9 protein-coding genes are annotated in these 9083 nt (G+C 73.9%); 7 read left to right on the top strand and 2 right to left on the bottom strand.

Annotated features, from left to right (window positions below):
- A partial coding sequence (locus HUW36_RS18705) for a histidine kinase (protein WP_174529353.1) occupies positions 1-686 on the bottom strand: 686 nt, incomplete at its 3' end.
- 221 nt (positions 687-907) lie between these two features.
- Between HUW36_RS18705 and HUW36_RS18700 the strand changes: the two genes are divergently transcribed.
- The 5 genes from HUW36_RS18700 to HUW36_RS18680 all read left to right on the top strand — a co-directional run bounded on the left by HUW36_RS18700 (position 908) and on the right by HUW36_RS18680 (position 5806).
- The gene (locus HUW36_RS18700; RefSeq protein ID WP_246248217.1) at positions 908-1921 is read left to right on the top strand and encodes an ABC transporter permease; all 1014 of its coding nucleotides are present in this window, start codon (positions 908-910) and stop codon (positions 1919-1921) included.
- Positions 1918-2610: an ABC transporter ATP-binding protein gene (locus HUW36_RS18695; protein ID WP_174529351.1), complete on the top strand. Its 693-nt coding sequence runs from the start codon at positions 1918-1920 to the stop codon at positions 2608-2610. The genes HUW36_RS18700 and HUW36_RS18695 overlap by 4 nt, the downstream gene beginning before the upstream one ends.
- Before the next feature lie 93 nt (positions 2611-2703).
- A complete protein-coding gene (locus HUW36_RS18690; RefSeq protein WP_174529350.1) occupies positions 2704-4017 on the top strand; it encodes a M48 family metallopeptidase in 1314 nt (437 codons plus the stop codon).
- A 196-nt stretch (positions 4018-4213) separates the two neighbouring features.
- Complete coding sequence (locus tag HUW36_RS18685; protein ID WP_281357538.1) at positions 4214-5167, top strand: TerC family protein; 954 nt, start codon at positions 4214-4216, stop codon at positions 5165-5167.
- Between the two features lie 168 nt (positions 5168-5335).
- On the top strand, positions 5336-5806 hold the full coding sequence (locus tag HUW36_RS18680; RefSeq protein WP_174529349.1) for a hemerythrin domain-containing protein: 471 nt from the start codon (positions 5336-5338) through the stop codon (positions 5804-5806).
- Between the two features lie 60 nt (positions 5807-5866).
- Here HUW36_RS18680 and HUW36_RS18675 read toward each other — a convergent pair whose 3' ends face one another.
- A complete protein-coding gene (locus HUW36_RS18675) occupies positions 5867-6715 on the bottom strand; it encodes a hypothetical protein (RefSeq protein ID WP_174529348.1) in 849 nt (282 codons plus the stop codon).
- Positions 6716-7054: 339 nt separating this feature from the next.
- Between HUW36_RS18675 and HUW36_RS18670 the strand changes: the two genes are divergently transcribed.
- Together HUW36_RS18670 and HUW36_RS18665 are read left to right on the top strand one after the other, a co-directional pair.
- Positions 7055-8665, top strand: coding sequence for a cellulose-binding domain-containing protein (locus HUW36_RS18670; RefSeq protein ID WP_174529347.1), 1611 nt, complete (start codon positions 7055-7057; stop codon positions 8663-8665).
- Between the two features lie 127 nt (positions 8666-8792).
- Positions 8793-9083, top strand: a 291-nt coding sequence (locus HUW36_RS18665; protein WP_174529346.1) for a GntR family transcriptional regulator, incomplete at its 3' end; no start/stop codon positions are given.

Raw genomic sequence — 9083 nt, 5'->3', positions numbered from 1 at the left:
GTCTCCGGCCGGTCCGGCAGCACCCGCTCGGCGGCGCGCAGCAGCAACTGGATGCTGGTCAGGCCCTGGGCGAGCGTGTCGTGGATCTCCCGCGCGAGCCGCTCCCGCTCCGCCGCGACGCCGGCGTCGTGCTGCGCCCGCGCCAGGTCGGCGCGGGTCGCGGTCAGCTCCTCGATCAGGCGCCGGCGCCGTTCGCTCTCCCGATGGAGCGCCTGGTAGCCGCGGACCACGGCGACCGCGACGGCGGCGCCGAGCGCCGGCCCGACCACCCCCGGCACGGTGACCGCCTCCCGGTGGGCGGCGAACGCCGCGATCGCCGCCACGGCGGTGACGCCGACCGCGACCGCACCGGCGCGACGGGGGAGCAGGTGCAGCTGGAGGACGTACAGCGGGAACGCGACCCAGAGCCCGTCGACGGTCAACGCGGTCAACGCCAGCCAGAGCGCGGTCACCGCCGCCAGCCACCATCCGGCGATCCGACGCGAGCGGCGGACCCCGGGCAGGAGGGCCCCGCCCGCGTACGCCAGCAGTCCCGCCGCCGCGACCGCGATGACGGCCGCCGCGTGCGGGCCGCCGGTGGCGACGGCCCGCAGCCCGGCGAGGGCGAACAGGCCCGCCACGAGCAGGTGCAGGCACCAGGCCAGCACGCGGGCGGTCGGCGTCAGGGCGGGAAGGGCGGTGGTCACGGCCTCCCCAGCCTAGAGGAACGGCAGGTCGGCGGGCCTCTGTCGAAGGTCGTAACCGGTACGCCGCCGTTCCGCCCGGCAGATGACGTCCCTCGCCGGATGTCGGCCGCCCGGCGGACGGCGACCGTGGAGGGCGACCGCATCCGTCACCGGAAGGGACACCCCGAGCCGTGTTCGTCGCCTGGAGAGACCTGAGATTCGCCAAGGGGCGCTTCGCCCTGATGGGGACCGTCATCGTGCTGATCACGCTGCTGGTCGGCCTGCTGTCCGGGCTGACCGCCGGCTTGGACCGGCAGAACACCTCCGCGATCACCGGGCTGCCCGCCGACCGGATCGCCTTCGGGGGCGCCGAGGCGTCGTACGTGGACTCGACCGTCACCGAACGGCAGTGGCGGCAGTGGGCCGCCGCGCCGGGCGTGACCGCCGCCGAGCCGCTCGGCATCAGCACCACGCGGGCGACCGCCGGCGGACGTGGCGTCGCGGTGTCCGTCTTCGGTGTCCGGCCCGGCTCGCACCTCGGCCCGCCCGGCGCCGACCTCGACGACGCCACGGCGGTGCTCACCACCTCGGCCGCCGCCGACCTGGGCCTGCGGGTCGGTGACCGCCTCACCCTGGCCGGGCGGGAGCTGACGGTCGCGGCGGTACGCGGGGACGCCTCCTTCAGCCACACCCCGGTGGTGTGGACCAGCCTCGACTCGTGGCGGCGCACCACGTCCGCCGGGCCGGGCGCGGCCACCGTGATCGCGTTGCGCACCGGCCCCGGGGTGGACGTGGCCGCCACCGACCGGGACGCCGGCACCCGGACCGTGACCACCGCCGACTCGGTGACCGCGATCGGCTCCTACCGCTCGGAGAACGGGTCGCTGCAACTCATGCGCGGTTTCCTGTTCGCCATCTCCGCCCTGGTCGTCGGCGCCTTCTTCACGATCTGGACGATCCAGCGCAGCGGTGACGTCGCGGTCCTCAAGGCGCTCGGCGCCTCCACCACCACGCTGCTCGTCGACGCGCTCGGCCAGGTCGGGATCCTGCTGGTCGGCGGCACCGTCGTGGGCACCGCCGTCGCCGCCGGGCTCGGCGTCGCCCTCTCCGGCTCGGACGTGCCGTTCGTGCTGACCGCGTCCACCGTCGTGCTCCCGGCCGCGGTGCTGGTGCTGCTCGGCACGGCCGGGGCCGCCCTGGCGGTGCGTCGCATCACCTCCGTCGACCCGCTGACCGCCCTGGGGAGCGCCCGGTGAGCCTCGACCTGACCGACGTCGCCCTCACCTATCCGGACGGGGACAGCCGGCTGACCGCGCTCGACCGCGTCACCCTGTCGGTGCCGAGGGGGAGCCTCACCGCCGTGGTCGGACCCTCCGGCTCCGGCAAGTCGAGCCTGCTGGCGGTCGCCGCCACCCTCGTCACCCCGGACGCCGGCATCGTCACCGTCGACGGTGTCGACACCACCGGCCTGACCCGGGGCGCGCTCGCCGCGCTGCGCCGACGCCGGATCGGCATCGTGTTCCAGCAGCCGAACCTGCTGCCCTCGCTGACCGCCGCCGAGCAGCTCCAGGTCATGGCCACGCTGGACGGACGGTCACCGGCCCAGGTCCGACAACGGGCGGCCGACCTGCTCGACGCGGTCGGTCTCGGCGCCCAGGCGCGACGGCGGCCCCACCAGCTCTCCGGCGGTCAGCGTCAACGGGTCACCATCGCCCGCGCGCTGGTGAACGACCCGGTGGTGCTGCTGGTCGACGAGCCGACGAGCGCGCTCGACCACGAGCGGGGCGCCACCGTCGTCGACCTGATCGCCCGGCTCACCCGCGAGCGGGGCACCGCCACCGTCCTGGTCACCCACGACCGGGACCACCTCGCCGCCGTGGACCGCACGGTCGAGATGCGCGACGGCAGGCTGCACCCGACGCCGGAGGGGCACCGCCTCCGGTAGTGGTCGTCACCGGGACCGCGCCGGTGCGGTGGTGCCGGACCCGGCATCACCGGGGCCGCCGCGATCGGCCGTCGCGCCCTACACTCCTGCCTCGTGTCAACGACGATCATGCCGCCGGGCAGGTGCGCCGGCTGCGGCCACGAACTGGTCTCGGCGGCGCCCGAGAGTGCGTCCTGGTGCCCCGGGTGCCTGTGGAACCTGGACGAGTACGACCCCGCGCTGGCCCCGTGGCGGGGCACGAAGCTGGTCGGGCGATGGGGGTTCCGGCGCGGCCTGCGGATCGACCGGGCGACCCGCGCGGAGCTGGCGGCGGATCCCGACGCCGGCCCGGCCGGGACGTCCACCGGTGAGGTATGGCTGTCGGCGGTCTCGGTGGCGCTGGGGTTGGTCGGGGCGGTCGCGGTCGGCTACCTCGGCTGGCTTCTCCTGGCCAGTGGTCTGCCCGCCGGCGTGCGGGTGGCGTTCGCGCTCCCCGCCGTGCTCGTGCTGCTGCTCGTGAAGCCCGCCTTCGGGCGGGTGCCCCGCACGGGCGTGCTCAGCGAGCGGGACGCGCCGCAGCTGCACCGCCTGGTGGGCGACGTGGCCCGGGCGGCGGGCACCCCGGTTCCGGACGTGATCTGCGCCGACCTGAGCATCAACGCGGGGGTGGCCCGGCTGGGCTGGCGACAGCGGTCGGTGCTCGTCATCGGCGTTCCCCTGTGGGTGATGCTGCCCCGTCCCGCCCGGGTGGCGCTCCTGGCCCACGAGCTGGGGCACCTCGCCAACGGGGATCCACGCCGGGTACGTCGGACGCTGCTGGCGCGCACCTTCGGCGCTCGGGCGGTGGCGGCCACCGGCGGGCGGAACCCGTGGCTGCGCGCGGTGCACGGCGCCGACTCCGTGGCCGTGCACGGTGGTGGCCTGGTTGCCCTGCTCTCGCTCGTGGTGCACGCGTTCCTGGGGCTGGTGAACGTCCTCGGCGCCACCGCGCAACTGCTCGTGGACAGCGTCGCGATGCCGGACAGCCGGCGGGCCGAGTACCGGGCGGACCTGATGGCGCGCCGGGTGGCGGGGACGGACGCGTTCCTCCGGTCCTGCGAGGTCGTCCTGCTGGCCGACCGGGTCTGGTCCGAGCTGTGGCACCTGGCGCCCCGGATCGACGGCGAGCAGCTCGACGCGATGGCGGCCGAGCTGCGGGAACACCTGGCGCCGAAACTGCCGCTGGCCCGCCAGATGTCCCGGCGCGGCACCGACCTGTGGAGCACCCACCCCGGCGAGGACCAGCGCATGCGGTTGGTCGAGACCCTTCCCCGGGTCGACGGGACGCTGCACGTGGACGAGAGCCGTTGGGCCGACCTCGACCGCGAGCTGGCGCCGTGGCGCCGAGCCGTCCACCACGCCCTGCTCGGCACCCGGGACCGCTTCTGAGGGAGATTGACATACGAACTGTGCTTCGTGAATAATCGAGCGTAGTTCGAGGGGGAGTACCCGCCACCGGACGCGCGACCGTCAGTACGGACCCGGCCCCGGGTCCCGGCCGCGCGGGCCACCCGCGAGGGCGGTCCGGGGAGACCTTCGACCCGTTCGCCGGCACCCGCCGGCCCGGTCGGAGGGAGCGCTGCGCGTGTCCGTACCCCTGTGGGCCTGGTTGGCCCTGACCGCGGCGATCGCCGTGATGCTGGCGGTCGACCTGTTCCTGCACCGCGACAACCACGTCATCGGCTTCCGTGAGGCGGCCGTCTGGTCGGCGGTCTGGATCGCCGCCGGCCTGGCGTTCGGTGCCGTGCTGTGGCTCTGGCAGGGCCAGGAGGTGGCCGGCGCCTACTACGCCGGCTACCTGATCGAGAAGGCGCTGTCGGTGGACAACGTCTTCGTCTTCGCCCTGATCTTCACCTACTTCGCGGTCCCGCCCGCGTTCCAGCACAAGGTGCTGTTCTGGGGCGTCATCGGCGCGCTGCTGTTCCGGCTGGCGTTCATCTTCGTCGGGGCCGAGCTGCTGGAGACGTTCTTCTGGACCGCCTACGTGTTCGGCCTGTTCCTGGTCTGGACCGGCTGGAAGATGGCCTTCCGGCACGACGCCGAGATGCACCCCGAGCGCAACCTCGTCGTCCGCCTGGTCCGCCGCGTCGTCCCCACCGACCCGCGCTACCACGGCGACAGGTTCTTCGCCCGCGTCGACGGCAGGCGCGTCGCCACCCTGCTCTTCGTGGTCCTCGTCGCGGTCGAGGCCACCGACCTGATCTTCGCGATCGACTCCGTCGCCGCGATCCTGGCGATCACCACCAGCACGTTCATCGTCTGGACCGCCAACGCCTTCGCCGTGCTCGGCCTGCGCAGCCTCTACTTCTGCCTGGCCGGCCTGCTGCGCCGCTTCGTGCACCTGCACTACGGCCTGGCGTTCCTGCTCGCCTTCGCCGGCGTGAAGCTGATCCTCTCCGAGACCCCGGTCGGCAAGCTGCCGATCCCGTTGACCCTGGGCGTCATCGTCGCCACCCTCGCCGTCTCCATCGGATGGAGCCTGGTGACCACCCGGGGCGGCACCGCGTCGGCGCCGGCCCGGTCGGACGGGAGTCGCTGACCACGGATCCGCGCCCGGCCCCCGGTGACCGTCCGGGGCCGGGCGCGCGCCCGTCGTGCCCTAGACTCGGCGCAGCGTCGCGTGTCGGTGGCAGGCCGTGTCAGGCATGGAGGCGCCGGACCGGAGGGAGCACGACGATGACGATCGCCGTCCCTTCGCCCTCTCCCCGTGGGTGAGGGCGAGCAGACCAGGCTGGTGGCCTGGAGTCGCGAGATGCGCGCCGTGCACGAGCGGCTGCGCGGGGCGCTGCGGCTGACGCGGCAGGCGTTGGCCGACGGCACGCCGGCGGAACCGGCGACCCGGGACCTGCTGCTGTTCTGTCACGGGTTCTGTGCCGCGCTGACCGCGCACCACGAGGGCGAGGACCGGGAGCTGTTCCCGGCGCTCGCACAGCGGCACCCGGAGTTGCGGGACACGCTGCACCAGCTGCGGCAGGACCACTCGATGATCGGTCACCTGCTCGCCGGGTTGAGCGCCGCGGTGACCCGGGACGCCCCGCCGGAGGAGCTGGGCCGCCACCTGGAGGGGGTGGCCGCGATCATGGAGTCGCACTTCCGGTACGAGGAGCGGCGACTGCTCGCCGTACTGGAGACGCTGGTGCTGGACGCCGACCCGGCCGACGTGCTGGGCCCCCTGTGACGGCCGGTCGTGGCCCGGCGGAATGCGCGCCGCCGGGCCACGACCTGATCCGTACCGCCGTCAGTTCAGACCGCAGGTGGCCAGCGCGTCCAGGTTCGGGCGGGCCGCGCCGACCCGGTTGAAGGCGATCTCGATGCGGTCGAGGGCCGCGGTGCGTTTGCCCCTGAGCGGGCCGAGGATGGCGTTGTTCACGAAGTTCGGCCCTCCCTCGGGCCGGACCGCGAGCCGGGCCAGGCGGGCGTTCGCCTCGTCGATCTGCTTGTCCAGCGTGGCCAGCTCGGCCTGGACCTGGGCCGCGGCCGCCGCCGGGACGGCCGGCAGCTGGACCCGGGGGCAGTTCACCGTCCGGACCGGACCGGGCGCGGCGCCACCGTTCTGACCGCCCGGGTTACCGTTCTGGCCGGCGGCGTTGCCGTCCTGACCACCCGCGTTGCCGTTCTGACCACCGGCGTTGCCGTTGACCGCGCTCGGCACGCCGGGTGCGTTGAGGCCGCAGGTGGCCAGCGCGTCCAGGTTCGGGCGGGCCGCGCCGACCCGGTTGAAGGCGATCTCGATGCGGTCGAGGGCCGCGGTGCGCTTGTTCCCGAGCGGGCCGAGGATGGCGTTGTCGACGAAGTTCGGGCCGCCCTCGGGCCGGACCGCGAGCCGGGCCAGGCGCTCGTTCTGCCGGGCGATCTCCTGGTCCAGGTTGGCCAGCTCCCGCTCCACCTCGGCGGCGGCCGCCGCGGGCACCGGGGGCAGCTTGTCGCGTACGGTCGGGCAGTTCACGGTCTGCGCGGCGGCCGACGCGGCCGGGCGGCCGTTCTCGTCGGCGGACGCCAGTTGCAGCCCGCCGGCGAGCAGGAGCGCGGCGAGAGCGCCCACCCCACCGAGTTTCAGGACCGCGTTGTTGCGCATACCCCTGGCCATGCACCTCTCCTTTGGTCGACCGGGAGGGCCGCGCGGCGGTCGCGCCGCGTCACCTCTCCCGGTGCGAAGTGAGGACTCAGGAATCGTGCTCGTGCCCGCTCCGGCATCGCGGTTCCGGACGATGTCCACTGTCGGCGGAGGATACGGACGCGGCGGCGAGATCGTTCAGCGCCCGGCGGAGATGATTGACCGCATCGACGTCGGTCAGTAGGCTGCTGCTGAAAGCGCTTACTGCGCGGGAAGCGCGATCGGTCCGGGTAGCAGGCCCGCCCCGACACCGCACGGGCACCGGTGTCGGCTCCGGCGCGGGCACGAGCCACCACCCGCAGGAGAGACCCCATGATCGATCGACGACGCCGGACGGCGTTGTGGACCGCCGCGGCCGCGGCGGCGGCGCTCGCCGCGTCCGGCCTGACCATCGGCGCGACCGCGGCCCAGGCAGCCGCCGGCTGCCGGGTCGACTACACGGTCACCGCCCAGTGGTCCGGCGGGTTCACCGCCAACGTCGACCTGACGAACCTCGGTGACCCGCTCAACGGCTGGGCCGTCACCTGGTCCTTCACCGCCGGGCAGACCGTCGGCCAGGCGTGGAGCGCCGACGTCAGCCAGAGCGGCGCCTCGGTCCGGGCCGCCAACGTCGGCTACAACGGCGCGCTCGGCACCAACGCGACCACCTCGTTCGGCTTCAACGGCGCCTGGACCGGCAGCAACCCGGTTCCGTCCGCGTTCGCGGTCGACGGCGTCACCTGCACCGGTGGGGTCACCCCGACCACCGGCCCGCCACCGACCGGCACCCCGCCGAGCACCCCGTCACCCACCACGCCACCGCCGTCCACCCCGCCGCCCGGCACGCCGCCGCCGACGAGCGGCGCCGTGTACGCCGCGCCGAACGGCACCGCCGGCGCGCCCGGCACCCAGGCCAACCCCACCACGGTCGCGGCGGCGATCAGCCGGGTCGGCGCGGGCGGCACCGTCTACCTGCGCGGTGGCACCTACAACCTGGCGCAGACGGTGACGATCGCGGCCGGCAACGACGGCACCGCCGCCGCGCGCAAGAACCTGTACGCGTACCCGGGGGAGACGCCGGTCCTGAACTTCTCGGCGATGAGCGAGGACCCGGCGAACCGGGGCCTGGCGCTGAACGCCTCCTACTGGCACGTCCGGGGGATCGTCGTCGAGCGCGCCGGTGACAACGGCATCTTCGTCGGCGGCAGCCACAACGTCATCGAACGGACGGTGACCCGCTTCAACCGGGACACCGGCCTGCAACTGTCCCGGATCGCCTCCGGCACGCCCCGCGACCAGTGGCCGGCCGACAACCTGATGGTCGGCGTCGAGTCGCACGACAACGCCGACTCCGACGGCGAGGACGCCGACGGGTTCGCCGCCAAGCTCACCGTCGGCGGTGGCAACGTGTTCCGGTACGCGGTCTCCCACCACAACATCGACGACGGCTGGGACCTCTACACCAAGACCGACACCGGGGCCATCGGAGCGGTGACCATCGAGGACTCGCTCGCGTACGGCAACGGCACGCTGAGCAACGGCACCCAGAACGGCAACGGCGACCGCAACGGGTTCAAGCTCGGTGGTGAGGACATCGCGGTGAACCACACCGTCCGGCGCACCATCGCGTACCGCAACGGCAAGCACGGCTTCACGTACAACCGCAACCCGGGCACGATGACGATCGCCAACAACCTGAGCATCGACAACACCGAGCGCAACTTCTCGTTCGACGCCGGCACCTCGGTCTTCCGGAGCAACACCTCCTGCCGCTCCGGCAGCGGCGCGAACGACAAGACCGTCGGCAACGTCGACAGCTCCAACCAGTTCTGGTCCGGCGCCAACGGCTCCCGCTGCGCCACCTACTCCGGTGCCCTGGCGTGGTCCTTCACCCCCGACGGTCGCCTGTCGGTCACCCTCGGCGGCCGTCCGGTCTCCCTCTGAACCCCGTCGGTCATGAGGTTGACGGCACGAACCGAAATCGACACCGCCGCCAACCTCATGATCGACCAGAGGAGGGGTGGGGGGCGGACTAGGATCGGGGCGGGGGATGAGTCGGGGGAGCGGTCGGGTGGGTGGGGGGCAGCTGCTTGTCGTGCTGGACCGGGACAGCCCGGTGCCGTTGCAGCAGCAGCTCTGCGACCAGATCAGCGGATCGGTGCGGACCGGCCGGCTGCGCGCCGGTGACCCGGTGCCGCCCAGCCGGGAGCTGGCCCACCAGCTCGGTGTCTCCCGCACCGTGGTGACCCGCGCCTACGAGCTGCTGCGGGCCAACGGCGTGCTCACCTCCCGCCGCGGCTCCGGCACCCGGGTCAGTGGCGCGGTGCCCGACCTGCCGCACCGCGACCCGCCGGCCCGCGCG

This window comes from Micromonospora maritima (assembly GCF_902825405.1).
Lineage (GTDB): Bacteria > Actinomycetota > Actinomycetes > Mycobacteriales > Micromonosporaceae > Micromonospora > Micromonospora maritima.
This window is presented reverse-complemented; position numbering and strand designations above follow the sequence as displayed.

Excerpts from the sequence above, each read along its gene's own strand:
- HUW36_RS18700 (WP_246248217.1), top strand. The coding sequence starts at position 908 with ATGGGGACCGTCATCGTGCTGATCACGCTGCTGGTCGGCCTGCTGTCC.
- HUW36_RS18675 (WP_174529348.1), bottom strand. The coding sequence starts at position 6,715 with ATGGCCAGGGGTATGCGCAACAACGCGGTCCTGAAACTCGGTGGGGTG.
- HUW36_RS18670 (WP_174529347.1), top strand. The coding sequence starts at position 7,055 with ATGATCGATCGACGACGCCGGACGGCGTTGTGGACCGCCGCGGCCGCG.